This is a genomic window from uncultured Campylobacter sp. (genome assembly GCF_938039205.1).
Lineage (GTDB): Bacteria > Campylobacterota > Campylobacteria > Campylobacterales > Campylobacteraceae > Campylobacter_A.
Genome location: NZ_CALHVM010000059.1, coordinates 57590 through 73599, shown reverse-complemented (window position 1 = coordinate 73599; position 16010 = coordinate 57590). Strand labels below are relative to the sequence as shown.

The 16010-nt window shown below is 48.0% G+C and carries 20 protein-coding genes; 8 read left to right on the top strand and 12 right to left on the bottom strand.

Translation table 11 applies throughout. The features are described from left to right. Nucleotides 1-131: 131 nt before the first annotated feature. The 12 genes from Q0394_RS10165 to folD form a co-directional block, all read right to left on the bottom strand. Nucleotides 132-707 carry a hypothetical protein gene (locus Q0394_RS10165; protein WP_298947394.1) on the bottom strand — a complete coding sequence of 192 codons (576 nt, stop codon included), beginning with the start codon at nt 705-707 and terminating at the stop codon, nt 132-134. Between the two features lie 11 nt (nt 708-718). Then, nucleotides 719-1636 carry a tetratricopeptide repeat protein gene (locus Q0394_RS10160; RefSeq protein WP_298947392.1) on the bottom strand — a complete coding sequence of 306 codons (918 nt, stop codon included), beginning with the start codon at nt 1634-1636 and terminating at the stop codon, nt 719-721. A gap of 209 nt (nt 1637-1845) precedes the next feature. Then, the gene (locus Q0394_RS10155; protein WP_298947390.1) at nt 1846-2115 is read right to left on the bottom strand and encodes a sel1 repeat family protein; all 270 of its coding nucleotides are present in this window, start codon (nt 2113-2115) and stop codon (nt 1846-1848) included. A gap of 458 nt (nt 2116-2573) precedes the next feature. Continuing rightward, nucleotides 2574-3677, bottom strand: coding sequence for a redox-regulated ATPase YchF (gene ychF, locus Q0394_RS10150; RefSeq protein ID WP_298947388.1), 1104 nt, complete (start codon nt 3675-3677; stop codon nt 2574-2576). Then, nucleotides 3677-5128, bottom strand: a complete 1452-nt coding sequence (locus tag Q0394_RS10145) for a leucyl aminopeptidase (protein WP_298947386.1) — start codon at nt 5126-5128, stop codon at nt 3677-3679. The genes ychF and Q0394_RS10145 overlap by 1 nt, the downstream gene beginning before the upstream one ends. Then, the gene (locus tag Q0394_RS10140) at nt 5109-5711 is read right to left on the bottom strand and encodes a DedA family protein (protein WP_298792679.1); all 603 of its coding nucleotides are present in this window, start codon (nt 5709-5711) and stop codon (nt 5109-5111) included. The genes Q0394_RS10145 and Q0394_RS10140 overlap by 20 nt, the downstream gene beginning before the upstream one ends. Beyond that, a complete protein-coding gene (gene apt / locus Q0394_RS10135) occupies nt 5711-6259 on the bottom strand; it encodes an adenine phosphoribosyltransferase (protein WP_298947384.1) in 549 nt (182 codons plus the stop codon). Before apt ends, Q0394_RS10140 begins: the two co-directional genes overlap by 1 nt. 20 nt (nt 6260-6279) lie before the next feature. After that, entirely contained in the window at nt 6280-6609 is a 330-nt protein-coding gene (locus Q0394_RS10130) for a protein-export membrane protein (RefSeq protein ID WP_002953464.1), read from the bottom strand. Then, nucleotides 6606-7046, bottom strand: coding sequence for a ribose 5-phosphate isomerase B (gene rpiB / locus Q0394_RS10125; protein ID WP_298792683.1), 441 nt, complete (start codon nt 7044-7046; stop codon nt 6606-6608). The genes Q0394_RS10130 and rpiB overlap by 4 nt, the downstream gene beginning before the upstream one ends. A gap of 110 nt (nt 7047-7156) precedes the next feature. Next, nucleotides 7157-7798, bottom strand: coding sequence for a site-2 protease family protein (locus tag Q0394_RS10120; RefSeq protein WP_298792685.1), 642 nt, complete (start codon nt 7796-7798; stop codon nt 7157-7159). Next, on the bottom strand, nt 7795-8661 hold the full coding sequence (gene lepB / locus Q0394_RS10115) for a signal peptidase I (RefSeq protein WP_298947382.1): 867 nt from the start codon (nt 8659-8661) through the stop codon (nt 7795-7797). Before lepB ends, Q0394_RS10120 begins: the two co-directional genes overlap by 4 nt. 3 nt (nt 8662-8664) lie before the next feature. After that, a complete protein-coding gene (gene folD / locus Q0394_RS10110) occupies nt 8665-9516 on the bottom strand; it encodes a bifunctional methylenetetrahydrofolate dehydrogenase/methenyltetrahydrofolate cyclohydrolase FolD (RefSeq protein WP_298947380.1) in 852 nt (283 codons plus the stop codon). Between the two features lie 82 nt (nt 9517-9598). Here folD and Q0394_RS10105 point away from each other — a divergent pair, with 82 nt between their 5' ends. The 8 genes from Q0394_RS10105 to Q0394_RS10070 all read left to right on the top strand — a co-directional run bounded on the left by Q0394_RS10105 (nt 9599) and on the right by Q0394_RS10070 (nt 15852). Next, nucleotides 9599-9955 (top strand): c-type cytochrome, encoded by a 357-nt coding sequence (locus Q0394_RS10105; RefSeq protein ID WP_298947378.1) that lies wholly within the window; start codon nt 9599-9601, stop codon nt 9953-9955. Further along, nucleotides 9952-11367, top strand: coding sequence for a glutamate-1-semialdehyde 2,1-aminomutase (gene hemL / locus Q0394_RS10100; RefSeq protein ID WP_298947376.1), 1416 nt, complete (start codon nt 9952-9954; stop codon nt 11365-11367). The genes Q0394_RS10105 and hemL overlap by 4 nt, the downstream gene beginning before the upstream one ends. Next, nucleotides 11367-11648 carry an AtpZ/AtpI family protein gene (locus Q0394_RS10095; RefSeq protein WP_298947374.1) on the top strand — a complete coding sequence of 94 codons (282 nt, stop codon included), beginning with the start codon at nt 11367-11369 and terminating at the stop codon, nt 11646-11648. Before hemL ends, Q0394_RS10095 begins: the two co-directional genes overlap by 1 nt. After that, a complete protein-coding gene (locus Q0394_RS10090) occupies nt 11645-12403 on the top strand; it encodes a potassium transporter TrkA (RefSeq protein ID WP_298947371.1) in 759 nt (252 codons plus the stop codon). The genes Q0394_RS10095 and Q0394_RS10090 overlap by 4 nt, the downstream gene beginning before the upstream one ends. Beyond that, a complete protein-coding gene (locus Q0394_RS10085) occupies nt 12393-13589 on the top strand; it encodes an MFS transporter (protein ID WP_298947369.1) in 1197 nt (398 codons plus the stop codon). The genes Q0394_RS10090 and Q0394_RS10085 overlap by 11 nt, the downstream gene beginning before the upstream one ends. Before the next feature lie 30 nt (nt 13590-13619). Next, complete coding sequence (locus tag Q0394_RS10080) at nt 13620-15317, top strand: flagellar hook-length control protein FliK (RefSeq protein ID WP_298947368.1); 1698 nt, start codon at nt 13620-13622, stop codon at nt 15315-15317. Between the two features lie 2 nt (nt 15318-15319). Then, on the top strand, nt 15320-15589 hold the full coding sequence (locus tag Q0394_RS10075) for a FlhB-like flagellar biosynthesis protein (protein WP_298947366.1): 270 nt from the start codon (nt 15320-15322) through the stop codon (nt 15587-15589). A 74-nt stretch (nt 15590-15663) separates the two neighbouring features. Then, nucleotides 15664-15852, top strand: a complete 189-nt coding sequence (locus Q0394_RS10070) for a hypothetical protein (RefSeq protein ID WP_298055420.1) — start codon at nt 15664-15666, stop codon at nt 15850-15852. Nucleotides 15853-16010 lie beyond the last annotated feature (158 nt).

Below are 16010 nucleotides of genomic sequence, written 5' to 3'. Positions count from 1 at the left end.
TTGTCAAATTTGACCGCCCGCGCAAGCAAAGCGTCAATTTTGTCGCAGTTTGCGGACTAAATTTTAAAAATTAGCTCGCAAAAAATGGCGCTAAATTTAGCAAAAACTAAAAATAGCGCCCGAAATTAAAATTATTTACACTCGACTTGCGGCATCTGCGCTAAAAATATCGGCAATTTTTGCTTGATTAGTGTGTGAAATTTGCTTCTATCGGCGATATTTAGAAACTTTAGCGCGTAGTGCGTGACTCTAAGCCCGCAGTTAAGGCTCTTGACGTGGATTAGATTGATCTCGTAGTTGTTAAAATCCGGGTTGCCCGCGATCGGATAGTAGATCGTGTAAGCTTGATACTCTTTATCGTTTATAAACTTAAAATCATACTCCGCTTTGCCAAACTTCCCGCTTTTTAACGCGGTCATAAAGGTCTTTTGATATTCGTTTATATCGGCGTTTTCATCGACGGTGACGCTTACTAGTTTGGTCCATTTAAAGCCCACTTTTTCGTTTGGTAGATAATACTCGGCCGTTCTTGCGTTTTTTTGCTTTAGGATAAATTTATCGCCGTCTACCGCTATCTCGTTTGGCAGATTTACGCTATCTAGCGCGCTTTTTGGTAGCTCTATCTGCGTGGTTTTAGGCTGGGTGCAGCCGCCCAAAAATAGACAAACGGCCGCAACGGCGGCAAACGAAACTTTTTTAAAACTCATGTTTTTCTCCTTTATCGGTTGATTTTTTTAAACTCCATGCACTTTTTAGCTAGCCCCGCCTCGCACTCTTTTTCGTGCAACTTTTGCGCCTTTTGGCGTAGCGCGGCGGCTTGTTTTTTGTCGCTGCGCTCAAGACGGCGCGCTATATTTAGGCACCCGCGCGCATCGTCTGCCTCGCAAGCCTCGCTAAAAAGACTTGCAGCTTCGCTTTCGTCCGCTTTTATCGCTTCGCCTATGCCTCTTTCGTAGATCGCGCCTAGATTCGTGCAGGCCGGTTTTAGCCCGTTGTAGCAGGCGATCCCGTAAAAGTTAAAGGCTCTTGCTGTATCTTGTGGCACGTCCGCTCCCTCAAAATACGCGTCCGCTAGACTCTCGCAGGCATCTAGTCGCCAAAGTAGGCAGGCCTTTTCAAAAAGCTCTAGCGCGTGCGGAACGTCCTTTTTTACGCTGCGCCCATGAAAAAACATCTCGCCAAGCTCGGCGCAAGAAGCTCCAAAGCCGCCTTCGCAGGCCTTCTCGTGAAATTTAACCGCCTGCTCGCTATCTTGCCGCGCTCCGCCTAGCCCTTTTGCATAGAGCTCTCCTAGCGCCGCACAACCGTTTGCTACATCCCTGTCGCACGCCTCTTTGCCTAGTTCGTAGGCTGCCTCAAACTGCCCGCTTTGATACTGCGCCCAGCCGCCCTGTAGCTCGTCTAGACGCTCGCTGCCACTGCATTTGTAGGCATTTGCGGTGCAGGCTTTGTCGTAGTAGGATCTAGCGGCCTTGATATCCTGCGCAAAACCCGCCTCGCCGTCCTCGTAAAGCCTACCCAAAGCTTCGCACGCTTCGTAAATTTTACCATCGCAGGCAAGCGAGTAAAATTTGAGCGCGTTTTTCGAGTTTTTCGCGGCTTCGTCGTTTTTGCCCATTGCGCCGTCCGCGTACATGCCGCCTAGATAGTAGCAAACTACCGCGTATCCGCGCTCACAGGCCTTTACGTAGAGCTCTAACGCTTTGCTTTCATCTGGTGCGACGCCGATGCCTGCTTCGTAAATTTGAGCTAGATTATAGCAGCTTAAACCAAATCCTTTTTCGCAGGCTCGCTCAAAAATCGCGGCGGCTTTGGCGTGTTCGCCGCTGTTTTGATGGAGTGAGGCTAAGCTGTCGCAGCCTGATAGCTCGCCTGCGTCGCAGGTTTTTGGTAAAATTTGCTAGCCTTTGCGTCATCTTGTTCTAAGCCTTTGCCGCTTTGATATAAAAACCCAAGCCTTGCGCACCCGCGCGTCTCGCCTGTTTCGCACGCTTTTTGCCAAATTTGAGCCGCTCTTTGCTCATCGCCCGCGTCGTAGGTGGTTTGACCTTCGCTCGTCAAATTTGCGAGAGCAAAATTTAGTACAAAAAGTAGTAGTAAGACCGGTTTTATCATTGCGCTCCTTTGTTAAATTTTACTAGTTTTGTTTTTCAAATTTGACCTATTTTGCTTCTTTGTAGAGCTTGCATACAACTTTATTGATAGGTTATAGCATCTGGGCGCGCTACCTAAGCGGTGCGACGATGTGCTAAAGCGACGCAATCTTGGTGTCCTTTGAAAATTATTTGAGTATGGAGTAAATTTAATGCGGTTACGCAAACGGCTATGATCTTTTTCAAATTTTTTCCTTAAATTTAGTGCGAGTCGAATTTGAGCGGCAAAAACCGCGCCGAGCTAAATTTAACCGCGCTCTTAATGGCTAAAATAAATTTTGCGGAGCAGTATCGGCGCGAAAAGGCGTCAAATTTATTTTGCCAATATTTGGGTTCATGGCCGCACGGCATAAAGCAAGAGTAGTCAAATTTGGCCAAAAACCACTCGGCTATAAAGCCAAATTTGACCGATTTTGCGCCTTAAACGTTAAATCTAAAATGCATCACGTCGCCGTCTTGCACGACGTAGTCCTTGCCTTCTAGGCGCATTTTGCCCGCCTCTTTGGCCGGATTTTCGCCGCCGCACGCGATGTAGTCCTCGTAGCCGATGACCTCGGCTCTGATAAATCCCCGCTCAAAGTCGTTGTGGATGACGCTGGCGGCTTTTGGCGCTTTCCAGCCTTTTACGATCGTCCACGCGCGCACCTCGACGACGCCCGCGGTAAAGTAGCTGATCAAATTTAGCTTCGCAAATGCCGTTTTAATGATTTTTTCCAGACCGCTTTCATTTGTGCCGAGCGAGCTTAAAAACTCATGCGCCTCTTCGTCGCTAAGCCCCACGAGCTCCTCTTCGATCTTGGCGCAAAGCTTAATAACCTCATGTCCCGAGCGCGCGGCAAACTCACGGAGCGCCTGTACGTATTTATTATCCTGCGCGATGCCGTCCTCATCGACATTCGCGCCGTAGACGACCTCTTTTGCGCTGAGCAACCTTAGCTCTTTGTTTAAATTTATAAACGCGTCGTCGTCCTTGCCGCCGAAGCTGCTCGCGCTTTTGCCGTCGTTTAGGTGGGCTAGCAGCGCATTTGCCGTCTCTAGCGCCTCTTTCGCGCCTTTTGCGTTTGCTTTGGCTTCGCGGGTTAGACGCTCGATTTTTTTATTTAGCTGCTCGATGTCGGCGAGGATGAGCTCGGTCTCGATGATCTCGACGTCCCTGACGGGATCGACGCCGCCCTCTACGTGCGTGATGTTTTCATCCTCAAAGCAGCGCACGATGTGTAAAATCACCTCTGTTTCGCGGATGTTTGAGAGAAATTTATTTCCTAGCCCTTCGCCCGCGCTTGCGCCCTTTACGAGCCCCGCGATATCGACGAATTCGATAGTTGAATACTGGATTTTATTTGGATTTACGATTTTGGCTAGCTCGCCTAGGCGCTTATCGGGCACTGGCACGACGGCTTTATTTGGTTCGATCGTGCAGAACGGATAGTTCGCGCTCTCGGCGTTTTGCGCCTTCGTTAGTGCGTTAAAAGTGGTTGATTTGCCTACGTTTGGTAGTCCTACGATACCTACTGCTAGTCCCATTATAGCTCCTTTGCTATAGCGCATAGATAATAAAGATTCATTCGCACGCCAGCTCCCGTCGCGCCCGCTTGGTTATATCCCCAGGCTTTTTCGGTGTAAGCCGGGCCTGCGATATCTTGATGTATCCACTTGTCTTTAAATTCGTCTTTTATAAATTTATCTAGGAAAAGTCCCGCCGTGATCGCGCCGCCGTAACGACTGGATCCCGTGTTGCTGACGTCTGCGATCTGACTTTTGATTAGCTCGCGTAAGTGCGGGTTAAACTCCAAAATCGTATTTAGCTCGCCGCTTTTTGAAGCTTTTGCTTTAAATTCAGCCTTTAGCTCCTCATTGTTGCCCATTATGCCGCTTGTGTATTCGCCAAGGCCCACCACGCAAGCGCCAGTTAGCGTCGCCATGTCGATTAGCACGTCTGGTTTAAAATCCTGCGCGTAGCTAAGGCAGTCGGCAAGTACTAAACGGCCCTCGGCGTCGGTGTTGCGCACCTCGATGCTAACGCCGCTGCGAGATATCAGCACGTCGTCTGGTTTATAGGCGTTGCCGCCGATCATATTTTCGGTCGCGCCTAAAATAGCGTGAATTTCAAACGGCAAATTTAGCTCCGCCGCGCCTTTAATTATACCCATTGCCGCAGCCGCGCCGCTTTTGTCGGCTTTCATCGTTAGCATATAATCAGCCGGCTTTAGGCTAAGTCCGCCGCTATCGTACGTTAGCCCTTTGCCGACGAAGATTACGCGTTTTTTTGCGCCTTTTGGCTTGTAGATAAGGTGGATGAGGCGAGGTGGATGGATGCTGGCTCTGTTTACCGCTAAAAATGCGTTCATCTTTTCTTTTTCGAGGAATTTTTCGTCGTAAATTTTGCAGCTTAAATTTGGGTAGTTTTTGGCTAGATTTTGCGCCTCTTCGGCCATTTTTTGCGGAGTGTAGATTTCAGGTATTTCGTTTACGATATCTTTGGTAAAATTTGTCGCAGAGGCGATTATCTCGCCGTGAGTAAAGCCGTCCTTTGCGTCGTTTTCGCGGACGTCCTTGTCGTTATACTCCTCAGAGCTAAAAATAATATCTTTTAGCGCGTATTTTTCTTTTTTTTCTTTGTATTTGTTAAATTCGTAAGCGCCCAGCAAAAAGCCCTCGGTTAGAGCTTGAAAGCTCATTTTTTGGCAACCTGCGACGTATGAGGCTAGCTTTAGGCTTTTGATGTTTAGCGATTTTACGGCGTTATAGGCCTTTGCCGCAGCTATGCGAAGCTCGTCATAGCCAAGCTTATTTAGCGGGACGTAAACCCTGCCGCTTTCAAGTAAAAGCAAGACGCTCTCGCCCTTGTAGTTGGCAAATTTAAACGCCTTTTCGTCTTTTATAAATTTATGTTTTAGGTTTTTATCTACGACGAAAATTAGCTCCAAATCAGCCTTGATTTCGTTTAGTTTTTTATTAGTGAGTTGAAACTGCACTTCTGTGTCTCCTATCGTTTAAAATTTTATTTTCTATGCGCCTAAAGCCGTAGAGCAAAATGCCCAAAAATAGCGCCACTACCGGCACGGCGACGTACCAGTGCTCTTTTGCTTTGTGCAGTATGTCAAGTATGTGCTCGCCTAAAACCCATGCGGGGATTATCGTGATCGCAGCCCAGCACCACGCGCTTATTAGATTGATGAGCGCGTATTTTTTCGCACTGTATCCGGTTAAGCCTATGGTCATCGGTATGATGACGCGAAAGCCGTACATATAGCGCTGAATAAAAATGATCGGCCAGCCGTATTTTTTTAGCATTATGTGCGCGATGGCGAATTTACGGCGCTGCGTATGAAGTTTTTTAGCGATATATTTTTTGTTGTAGCGGCCTAGATAAAAGTAAATTTGATCCCCGACAAAGCCGCCCAGACCTGCTACGAAGATGGCCGGCGCGATATGCATATGCGTTTGATGAGAGAGGATTCCCGCCATTATGAGCGCCATTTCGCCTTCCATTATGCACCAGACGAAAAGTATGATGTAGCCGTACTCGATGAGTAGTTTTGTAAAAAATTCTTCCATCATAGCTCCAAAATGCTGTAAATTTTAGTTAGCGAGCGTAAATTTGCGCTACCGCCAAGATCCTTTAAATCAATCAAAAAGCAGGCCTCTACGCAAACGGCGTTTGTTTGATTGATTAGCTCGACGCTAGCCTTGGCCGTGCCTCCCGTAGCGATTAGATCGTCGATTAAAAGCACTTTTGCGCCCGCTTTTTCGCCGAATGCGTCAACGTGAATTTGCACCTCATCCACGCCGTATTCTAGGCTATATTTTTGCGAGATCGTGATGTAGGGTAGTTTTTTAGGCTTTCTAATCGGCACGAAAGGCAGTCGCAGCCTAGCTGCCAAGGCCGCTGCGAATATAAATCCGCGCGACTCGATGCCGGCTATAAAATCGATATCGGCGTCCTCGTATCTGACAACTAGATGATCCATTAAAAAATTAAACGCCTCTTTATTATTCAGTAGCGTCGTGATATCGCGAAATACTATGCCAGGTTTTGGAAAATCGTTTATGCAGCGGATAGAATTTAATAAAAACTCCTTCCCCGCTTTGTCTAGTTCTTTCATTTTTTGCCTTTAAATTTGATTTATAGTAGCGCTTCGATTTTGCCCTCTAGTTCGCGGATACGCTGGCGGAGTTTGTCGTTTTCTAGGCGGTACTGCGAGTTTCTGGTGCGAAGGGCGTTGGCATCGTTTTTGACTTTATTGAGTTCGTCTGTGAGGATGTCGATGTTGCCAAGACCGCGCTGTAGCTGGACTTGCAGCTTGCGGATGACGACTTCGGTATCTTGGAGATTGTTTTTCATAAAATCGCGCGTCGCGCGCTCTTTTTTAAGCAAGGTTTTAAAATAAAACACCATAACGGTGAGATAGATACAAATGCATATCAAAACGGTAAGTACGAGCCAATCAGTCATTTCTCGCCTCCTAGCTTTTTCACGCGTCTTTCGTGCCTGCCGCCGGCAAATTCGGTAGCGAAAAAGGCTTTTATCATATCTGCCGCAACCGCGTCGCCGATCGTTCTAGCGCCCATGGCTAGTACGTTTGCGTCGTTGTGCTCGCGCGCTAGTTTTGCCGTTGTGACGTCGTGACAAAGCGCGCAGCGAACGTGCGAATGGCGGTTGGCCGCGATACTGATGCCGATACCCGTGCCGCAGATTAGCACGCCGTATTCGTTCTCGCCGCGTAAATTTTGCGCCATAAGCTCGGCAAAATCTGGATAATCGACGCTATCTTTGCTATGCGTTCCTAGATCGCATACGTCAAAACCTTCGTTTTTTAAAAGCCCGCAAATTTGCGCCTTAAGATCAAAGCCCGCGTGGTCGCTCGCGATAAAAATTTTGTCTATTTTCATGAAATTTCCATAAGCTAAAAAATGCTTAATTATAGCAAAAAAGCATTAAAGTAAAATTTCGCCGCAAGCCTTTAGGAGCGAAATTTAGGCTAAATTTTAAAATTTGCCGTTTACAAAAACATCCTCATGATCGCCACGGCATATCGTATCGGCTCGAAAAAATAATCCTTTAGCGGCGAGATCACGATGATAACTAGCGCGATAAAGCCGTATCTTTGCATGCTATTTAGCCAGTTTGCCGCGCCGTGAAGCCCAAAAATGCGTAAAAGATACTCAAGCGCCTTTGAGCCATCAAGAGGCGGGATGGGATAGAGGTTAAAGAGGGCTAGGACTAAATTTACGGCTGCAAGCATAAATACAAACTCCGCTACCGCGCCGTCAAAACCTATAAATTTAAATAGGCAAAACGCTAGCGCAAAAAGAGCAAGGTTGTATGCGATACCCGCAAGCGCGACGATGATAGCGGCCTTGTAGCCGCCGTTATAAAGCACCGTGCGTAAATTTATGGGTACGGGTTTAGCCCAGCCAAACGTCACTCCCGTGCTAAGATACATGAGTGCCGGCACGACGATAGTGCCTAGCGGATCGACGTGTTTTATGGGATTTATGCTGAGCCGCCCTAAATTTTTAGCGGTTAGGTCGCCAAATTTAAATGCCGCGTATCCGTGCGCGATCTCATGCCCGACGACGGAGATAACGAGTACGGCGACTAGGATCGCAACTTGAGCGAAGTCGATGCTATCAAGGTTCATTCGATCTTGTTTCCGTCGTTTTTAGCTTCGGCTCTGGCGGCGTCTAGCAGCTCGGGCGAGTTTTGTATAAAGTCCACGCTCTTACCGACTCTATTCCATCTGATTTTGTATTCGTCATCCCAGCTAAAATATACGAACCACGGCTTGCCGACTATGTTTTTATAAGCCACGGGCCCCCAAAAGCGGCTGTCGTTTGAGTGGTCGCGGTTATCGCCGATCATGAAAAACTCGCCCTCTGGAACCTGAAAATAAAATGCGTTAAACGGATAGTTGCCTACGCTTGGTAGCTCGTTTACGATAACGGGTTGCATGGCGAATTTGCTCGAGTTTAGGTAGTTTACGGCTAGTTCAAATAAATTTACCTTCTCGTCGTAGTGGATGCCGCCGAATTTATATGGCTCGCGTACGAAAAGCTTGCCGCCAAATTTTACTATATCTTTTTCGTCAAAATTTGCCTTTATAAACTCCTCGCCCTCGTGCGGGTGCAAAAATAGCGCCTTTTCGGTGAAAATCACTTCATCGCCGCCGACCGCGAAATTTCGCTTGACGTAGTGGATCTTTTCATCGTGCGGATAGCGGAAAACTACGATATCGCCGCGCTGCGGCTTTGCTCCTTCGATGAGGTGGCCGTTACCGTTAAAATCGGGCAAAACCTTAACCTCGATCCACGGAATGCGCGGGGTCGAGATGCCGTAGCTAAATTTTTTAACGAAAAGATGATCGCCGACTAAAAGCGTATCCTTCATTGAACCTGATGGTATTACGAAGGCCTGCGCGACAAAGAAAATCACGAGCAAGACGATGATGACCGTGCCCGTCCAGCTGTTTGAAAAATCTAAAAATTTATTAAACGCTTTTTTCAAAATTTATGCCTTTTTCGCGCGGTTTTTGGCTGATTTTATGGTGTTAGATAGCAACATCGCGATAGTCATCGGACCTACGCCTCCGGGAACTGGAGTTATAAACGAGCATTTTGGAGCTACTTCGTCAAATTTGACGTCGCCTTTTAGCTTGCCGTCGTCCATGCGGTTTATGCCTACGTCGATTACGACGGCACCCTCTTTTACCATATCAGCCGTTACGAAATCAGCCCTGCCAATAGCCGCTACTAGGATGTCGGCGTCCGCGCAAATTTCTTTTAAATTTCGTGTTTTGCTATGCGTCACGGTTACGGTCGCGTTGGCGTTTAGCAGTAGATTTGCCATCGGTTTGCCCACGATGTTGCTACGTCCGATCACGACGGCATTTTTGCCCTCTAAATTTATATCGTACGCTTTAAAAATTTCCATTATGCCTAGCGGCGTGCACGGTACGAACCCGTCAAGTCCGCTAGCTAGTTTACCGACGTTTATCGCGGCAAAGCCGTCCACGTCTTTTTCGGGGCTAATGGTTTCTAAAATTTTATTCGTATCTATGTGCTTTGGTAGCGGCAGCTGCACTAATATGCCGTCGATGCCGTCGTCTAAATTTAGCACGTCTATTAGCGCGATTAGCTCGCTTTGCGTCGTAGACTCTGGCAAGCGGTGCATAACGCTTTTTATCTCGCATGCTATGCAGGCTTTTTCTTTTGCCGCGACGTAGGTTTGGCTGGCTTTATCCTCGCCGACCAGTATCACCGCAAGCGCCGGCTCTATGCCTTGATTTTTCAAATTTAACGCTTCGTTTTTTACTCTTTCCTTTACTTGTGCGCTTACGTTTTTGCCGTCTAATATCGTCATTTTCGTCCTTTATTACTTTTTAATCGCAAAGATTGTATGATAGCTAATTTTAGATTAAATTTACGAAAAAGCGAAAGAATTTATGAAAATTTGGCTGATTTTTTGGTTGCTTTGCGGCGCGGCGTTTGCGAGCGATTTTATCACGAAAAACGAATACGCAAAGATGCTCTATCAAAACCCGCGCGGCATCGGCTGCGACAAGTGTCACGGCAAGGGCGGCGAGGGCTCACTCATATCAAAATATAGACATTTCGATAAAAAAACCAAGCAGGTCATCGACGACGAGCTAAGAGCGCCCAGGATAAACAATCTTGATTTTGAGGCGTTTAAAGAGGGCGTGCTAAGCGCTAGAAGCGTGATGCCTAGCTACTTTCTTACCGACGAAGAGATAAATTTGCTTTACGAATACGTTATAAATTTCAACAAGGATAAAAAATGACTAACAAAGAAGCTTTCGGGCTAGCTAAAAAATATATCCCGGGCGGCGTGGATTCGCCCGTTCGCGCGTTTGGCAGCGTAGGCGGCGAGCCTTTTGTAGTAGATCGCGGCGAGGGCGCGTATCTGGTCGATATCGAGGGAAACCGCTATCTGGACTTCATCCAGAGCTGGGGACCGCTTATTTTCGGGCACTGCGATCCCGACATCGAGAGTGCGGTGATAGCGACGGCTAAAAAGGGACTAAGCTTTGGCGCTCCATCAAATTTGGAGACGAAGCTAGCCAAACTAATCTGCGACGAGTTTAAAAACGTCGAAAAGGTGCGTTTTGTTAGCTCTGGCACGGAGGCCACTATGAGCGCTATCCGCGTGGCGCGCGGCTTTAGCGGTAAGGACGGGCTGATAAAATTTGAAGGCTGCTATCACGGACACAGCGACGCGCTTTTGGTAAAAGCAGGCAGCGGCGCGACGACCTACGGCAACGCTTCTAGCGGCGGCGTGCCGGCAGACGTGGTGAAGAACACGTATCTAGCGCGCTACAACGATATAGAAAGCGTGCGGGCGATATTTGAGGCAAATCCGGGCAAAATCGGCGCGCTAATCATCGAGCCGATCGCGGGAAATATGGGTCTAGTGCCTGCTGATAACGAGTTTTTGAGCGAGCTTAGACGCCTTTGCGACGAAAACGGCGCAGTGCTGATTTTCGACGAGGTTATGAGCGGATTTCGCGCGAGTAGGCATGGATCGTTTGAATTTAACGGCATAGAGGCTGATCTCGTGACCTTTGGTAAGGTTATCGGCGGCGGTTGCCCTGCGGCGGCGTTTGGCGGAAAGGCCGCTATCATGGACTGCCTAAGCCCCGAAGGCGCGGTGTATCAGGCAGGCACGCTAAGCGGCAATCCCGTAGCCATGGCCGCCGGCATCGCAAGCCTAAGTAAAATTTTCGCCGACGATGAGCTTTACGACCGCCTAAACAAACTAGCCGTACTGTTCGCTCACGGGCTAAAAAGCGTCGCCACGAAGCACGGCATCGCTCTGCAAACGACGGTGCGAGGCTCAATGTTTGGCTTTTTCTTTACCGCAAGCGAGGTTAAAAACTACGACGACGCGTTAAAAAGCGATACCAAGCTTTACGCCAAATTTCACGCCAAAATGCTTGAAAAGGGCGTCTATCTAGCGCCTAGCCAGTTTGAGACGGGCTTTATCTGCGACGCGATGAGCGAAGAGGATATCAAATTTGCCATTAAAGCCGCGGACGAGAGCTTTGCCGAGATAGCTGCGGAGAGCGCTAGCGAGAACGAGGAGATGCGCGAGGTAAAAGCAAGGATCGCCGATCTAGAAGAGCGTCTAAAAGAGGCCAGAAAAGAGCGTGAAGCGATACAAGAGCGTATGAAAAACAGCTGGGGATTTGCCTAATGGCGAAGATAAATTTAGGCGACGTCGTAAAAGGCGCCGAGCAGCTAAGTCTGGGCGTTTCTATCGTCGTGGCGCTTGCTATCGGGGCAGGGTTTGGCTACTGGATGATGAAGGAAACGGGCTGGACGTGGACGCTGTTTGCGGGCGTCGCCGTCGGTATCGCCGCAGCCGCGCTAAACGTCAAAAAGGCCTACGACGCGCAGATAAAAAGCCTAGATGAACTAAAAGACAAAGGTAAATTTAAACCCGCAAAAGACGACGATGACGAGGACGATGAGTGAATTTTAAGCTCCTTGCCGTTTACGGCGCGTTTGAGGCTTTGCTTTTGCTGGGCTCGGCGGTATTTGGCCGCGCGTGGTTTTACAGCTCGCAGGTTGCGTTTGCGGGCTCGCTTTTGGTGTTAGCCGCGACCTTTAGAGCCTACAAAAAGCGCGTGCAAAACGGCGTGCGAGACTATGACGCCTCCGCAGAGGACGATATAGATGAGTGGGGCGAAAATCACGAGGAGTTTCCCGATCGCCCCGGTGAGGCTAAATTTGACGGGCATGACCCGCACCGCGAAGATGCCAAGTGTCTGGACGCGTCAAATTTGGACGGCTCGGTAAAAGCAGATGCGAAATTTGACCAAGCGGCGGAGTTAAATTTAAGCGGCGAAAACGTGCTGGTTAAATTTGACGCGGCAACAGGACAAAACAAAGCCGCGCAGGGCAAATTTGACGAGCAAAATTTAAGCGGCACAAGCCAAAATAGCGGGTCAAATTTGAGCGCGGCAAGCGAGTCAAATTTGAGCGAATCAAATCAAGATAGCGAAGCCAAGCCATCAAAAAAGCAAAATTTTGCGCGTAATTTAAAGCAAAATTCGCCCAACTATTTCACCGCCTTCGTGCCTTTTCGGCTGATCGCGTATGCGGTTTTGGTCGTCGGATTTTTGGCGCTAAAAAGACAAGACAATCTTGATATCGCCGCGTTTTTGATCGCGCTTGCGGCGATGCCCGCGGGCGCTTTGATATATGGAGTAAAAAGCAATGAGAAATAGCTCGATAATAACGATCAGATCGATGTTTGCACTATTTGTGGGGATGGCGTTTTTGTTTGTGGGAAACGGCCTCATCATCAGCTCTGCGGGCGTCGAGCTAAAAAAAATGGGCGCGGACGAGCTAGAGACGGGATTTGTCATCGCAGTATTTTTCGTTGGAGCTATGGCGGCTACGATATTTTCGCACAAAATCGTCTCAAAAGTCGGCCACATCAGGAGCTTTGGGATATTTGCGTCGCTTTTTGGTATCGCGGCGATGTTTCACGACCTTAGCCAAAATCTCTACTTTTGGGCGTTTTTGCGCGGGTGTTTGGGATTTTGCTACTACTCGATTTTAATGATAATCGAAAGCTGGCTCAACGCGCGCGCTAGAAACGAAGTGCGCTCGCGAGTACTGGCATTTTACGAGATCACGTTTTACGTATGTTTTGGGCTGGGTATCCTCGTGCTATCGCTAAATTTATCCACTTCGCACGTGCTTTTGCTTAGCGCGGCGTTTATTTTGTTTTCGAGTATTCCTTTAAATTTAATCCGCATCAAAGAGCCGCCGATCCCCGAAAAAAAGAGCGTCTCGATCCCGAGGGTCTTTGCGCTCGTGCCTTTGGCGCTCATCACCAGCATCGTCGCCGGCATCCTTATAAACGGCTTTTTTACGATGGCTAGCGTTTATATCCTGCTGCAAGGATACGGCGCGAGAGAGGTTTCTTTTTTTATGACCGTCGCGATGGCGGGCGGCTTTATCGCTCACTCTCTCATCGGCGGCTTTTCAGATAAATTCGGCCGCCGCCCTGCGATAATGTGCTGCGCGGGCGTGTCGCTGTGTGCGGCTATTTGTTTTTTGGCGCTTAAGCCCTCTATCTACGCGCAGTACGTTTTATCGTTTTTTTTGGGTTCTGGCGCTTTTTGCCTCTACGCGTTATCGCTTGCTCGTGCCAACGACGTTTTAAAGCACAAAAACCAAGGCATCGAAGTAGGACGCGCGGTGCTTTTTAGCTACTCTTTCGGTTCGCTTCTTTCGTCCGTGATAATGGGTGCTAGTATGCAAATTTTAGGCTTTGACGGCTTTATGTGGGTTTACGTGGCATTGCTTGCGTTTCTCATCGCGTTTTGCCTCACACAAAAGACCGTTCCGCTTGAAAGCAGAAGCGACTTTGAGCACAGCCCCGGCACGATGGCAAATAGCTAATGAAAATCTCAAATTTGACGATATAGCCGTATGGAATCAGTAAATAACGCTATAAGCTCGCAAATCGCGACCCAGGCCGCAGTCAGCGGCGCGCTACCCAAAACCGGCGGCGTAGGCGGCCCAAGCGCCGGACAGACGGGTCAGGCGGGCGAAACTAAAAATCTTTTTAAAAATCAGCACGCGCCTGCGCAAAATTTGGACTCCGAGGCCGCGGATAATGCCGTAAAGGATCTAGATAAGCTCGTAAATAAGCTTTTAAACGAGCTAAAATCAAGCCCGACGCAGGCCAAAGAGCTAGCCGCGCAGGCTAAAAATCTCCAGCTCTCGCCAAATCTCACAAAAGATATGAAAAGCCTCGTCGCACTTGCCGAAAACGAGCCTGATCTAAAGGAATTCGCGCTTAAACTAAAGGAGTTTTTAAAGCCCGTCGCCGATCTAAAAAACGCGCCGCTAAATGAGCAGATAAAAAACTCGGGCATCATGCTGGAGGCAAATTTAAAAGACGCGCTAAACGGCAAATTTAATCTACCCAGCGCGATAAATAAGCTGTTTGGCGATATTAAAAATCTCTCAAATCAGCAGCTTTTGGATCAAATTTCAGCTCTAGCTAAGGATGACAGCCTAAGCACGAACGAGAGCTTTGCGAGGCTTGATCAAATTTTGCAAAACGCCAAAACCGCAGCCAAAGATACGCTAGCGAGCTCGCCGTTTAAACAGCTTTTTGAGATCGCGGATAAATTAGAAAACGCGGCTAAATTTATGGATAAACAAGCAAACGCCATGAGCGGTAGCGGACTAAGCCTAAACGAAAAAACGCTAAACGCCGAGCTAAATAAAATCTCGCAGCTGCTGGCAAACGCGGGCAAAAAAATGCAAAATTTAAACAGCGAAAAGCTAAGTCAAAACAGGGGCTTTGCTCTAAATTTCGCCGAGCTAAAAAGCACGATAAAAGAGCTAACGGACGAGCTTGGCGCGCTTGCTGGCTCGCAGGATAAATTTAACGATTTCGCGCAAAAAATCGTCCGAGACGGCGCGGAAGGAAGCGATGGCGCAACGCTGCAAGACAAGCTGCAAAATGCGGCTAGAAAGCTAAATTTTGCCCTGCAAATCGCCGACAAAGCGGGCTTTGAAGCAAAAAATAACTTAGATGAAGTCGGCAAGCTAATCAAGCAGCAAAATATCGCTCGCGGCGAGCTTGGCGCCGTGACGCCAAAAAGCGCCGAAGAGACGGCAAAGGTGCTGCAAAACGACGTAAAAAGCGCGCTTTTAAACATGCAGTCAAAGTCTCCCGACGCTAGCCCCGTAAAAGACGCCGCCTCAAAGCTGCTAGCTCAAATCGAGATGCACCAGTTAGCCTCCGCGGTCGCAGGCGGCGTGCAGACCTATCTGCCCTACGTCTGGGAGGGCGTAGAGGGCGGAAATATCAGGTTTAAGCAGGGCAAAAAGCAAAAGCACTACGCGCAAATCGATCTAAATTTTCAAAATTTCGGGCAAATCAATATCATGGTGGCACTCAGCGAAAACAAATACATCGACCTTGCGATCGCGACGCAAAAAGAGGAGTTTAAGGATCTGATTTTAAGCGGCGCGAAGGAGCTAAAAAGGGCTATCGGCGAACAGGGGCTGATAGTGTCGAATTTTAGCCTAAAAACCATGCCAAAGCTGCGTTTTAGCGGCGTTTACGGCGGTCTGGATAAGCTTGATATGGGCTTTGATAAAAAGGCGTAAATTTGGCGAAATTACAAAAAACTAAAAAGGCCGTGGCTCTTGGCTACAACCGTCAAAAGGATAACGCTCCAAAGGTGCTAGCGACTGGCTCTGGCGAAGTGGCGAAAAATATCATAAATCTAGCCAAATCTCACGATATACCGATCAAAGAGGACGCCGATCTAATCGAGGTTCTAAGCAAGGTCGATCTAAACGAGGAAGTCCCGCCAAATCTCTATAAAGCAGTCGCCGAAATCTTTAGCTTTTTATATCAAATGACGAATAAAAAATAGGGCGCCTACGGCAAAGTAGAAGCGAGAGCAGGTTGTCTTCAAGCGCAAATTTGAGCGCGAACTAGGAAATTTAAATGAAAAAGACGGTCGGAATAATAGTGATTTTAGCCTTGCCTTTGTTGATCTTATTTTCGGCTCTGATTTTTGCTAGCGGTAACGCGTCAAAAAGCGCAAACTATCCGAAACACGCGCTAGAAAAAGCGGTAACTCACGATAAAAAAGAGCCTCATCTAAAAAAGATAAAACCGTCAATCATAAAGTAAAATTTGACGGAAAGTTTGTAGCTAAACGTAGCAAATAAAGCAAAAGCGATAAAATGCGTTTCGTGCGGTCAAATTTGAGTACAAGCACAGCAAGGCGCGCATAAAATGAAAGCGAGCTAAATTTGAGCATATATGTTCTGTATAAAAGCCGCGACCTA

Coding starts and splice junctions, on each gene's coding strand:
- ychF (WP_298947388.1), bottom strand. CDS start 3,677: ATGGGACTAGCAGTAGGTATCGTAGGACTACCAAACGTAGGCAAATCA.
- Q0394_RS10130 (WP_002953464.1), bottom strand. CDS start 6,609: ATGACTGATTGGCTCGTACTTACCGTTTTGATATGCATTTGTATCTAT.
- Q0394_RS10105 (WP_298947378.1), top strand. CDS start 9,599: ATGAAAATTTGGCTGATTTTTTGGTTGCTTTGCGGCGCGGCGTTTGCG.
- Q0394_RS10140 (WP_298792679.1), bottom strand. CDS start 5,711: ATGGAAGAATTTTTTACAAAACTACTCATCGAGTACGGCTACATCATA.
- rpiB (WP_298792683.1), bottom strand. CDS start 7,046: ATGAAAATAGACAAAATTTTTATCGCGAGCGACCACGCGGGCTTTGAT.
- Q0394_RS10080 (WP_298947368.1), top strand. CDS start 13,620: ATGGAATCAGTAAATAACGCTATAAGCTCGCAAATCGCGACCCAGGCC.
- Q0394_RS10095 (WP_298947374.1), top strand. CDS start 11,367: ATGGCGAAGATAAATTTAGGCGACGTCGTAAAAGGCGCCGAGCAGCTA.
- hemL (WP_298947376.1), top strand. CDS start 9,952: ATGACTAACAAAGAAGCTTTCGGGCTAGCTAAAAAATATATCCCGGGC.
- Q0394_RS10120 (WP_298792685.1), bottom strand. CDS start 7,798: ATGAACCTTGATAGCATCGACTTCGCTCAAGTTGCGATCCTAGTCGCC.
- apt (WP_298947384.1), bottom strand. CDS start 6,259: ATGAAAGAACTAGACAAAGCGGGGAAGGAGTTTTTATTAAATTCTATC.
- Q0394_RS10155 (WP_298947390.1), bottom strand. CDS start 2,115: ATGATAAAACCGGTCTTACTACTACTTTTTGTACTAAATTTTGCTCTC.
- Q0394_RS10085 (WP_298947369.1), top strand. CDS start 12,393: ATGAGAAATAGCTCGATAATAACGATCAGATCGATGTTTGCACTATTT.
- folD (WP_298947380.1), bottom strand. CDS start 9,516: ATGACGATATTAGACGGCAAAAACGTAAGCGCACAAGTAAAGGAAAGA.
- Q0394_RS10070 (WP_298055420.1), top strand. CDS start 15,664: ATGAAAAAGACGGTCGGAATAATAGTGATTTTAGCCTTGCCTTTGTTG.
- Q0394_RS10165 (WP_298947394.1), bottom strand. CDS start 707: ATGAGTTTTAAAAAAGTTTCGTTTGCCGCCGTTGCGGCCGTTTGTCTA.
- Q0394_RS10160 (WP_298947392.1), bottom strand. CDS start 1,636: ATGTACGCGGACGGCGCAATGGGCAAAAACGACGAAGCCGCGAAAAAC.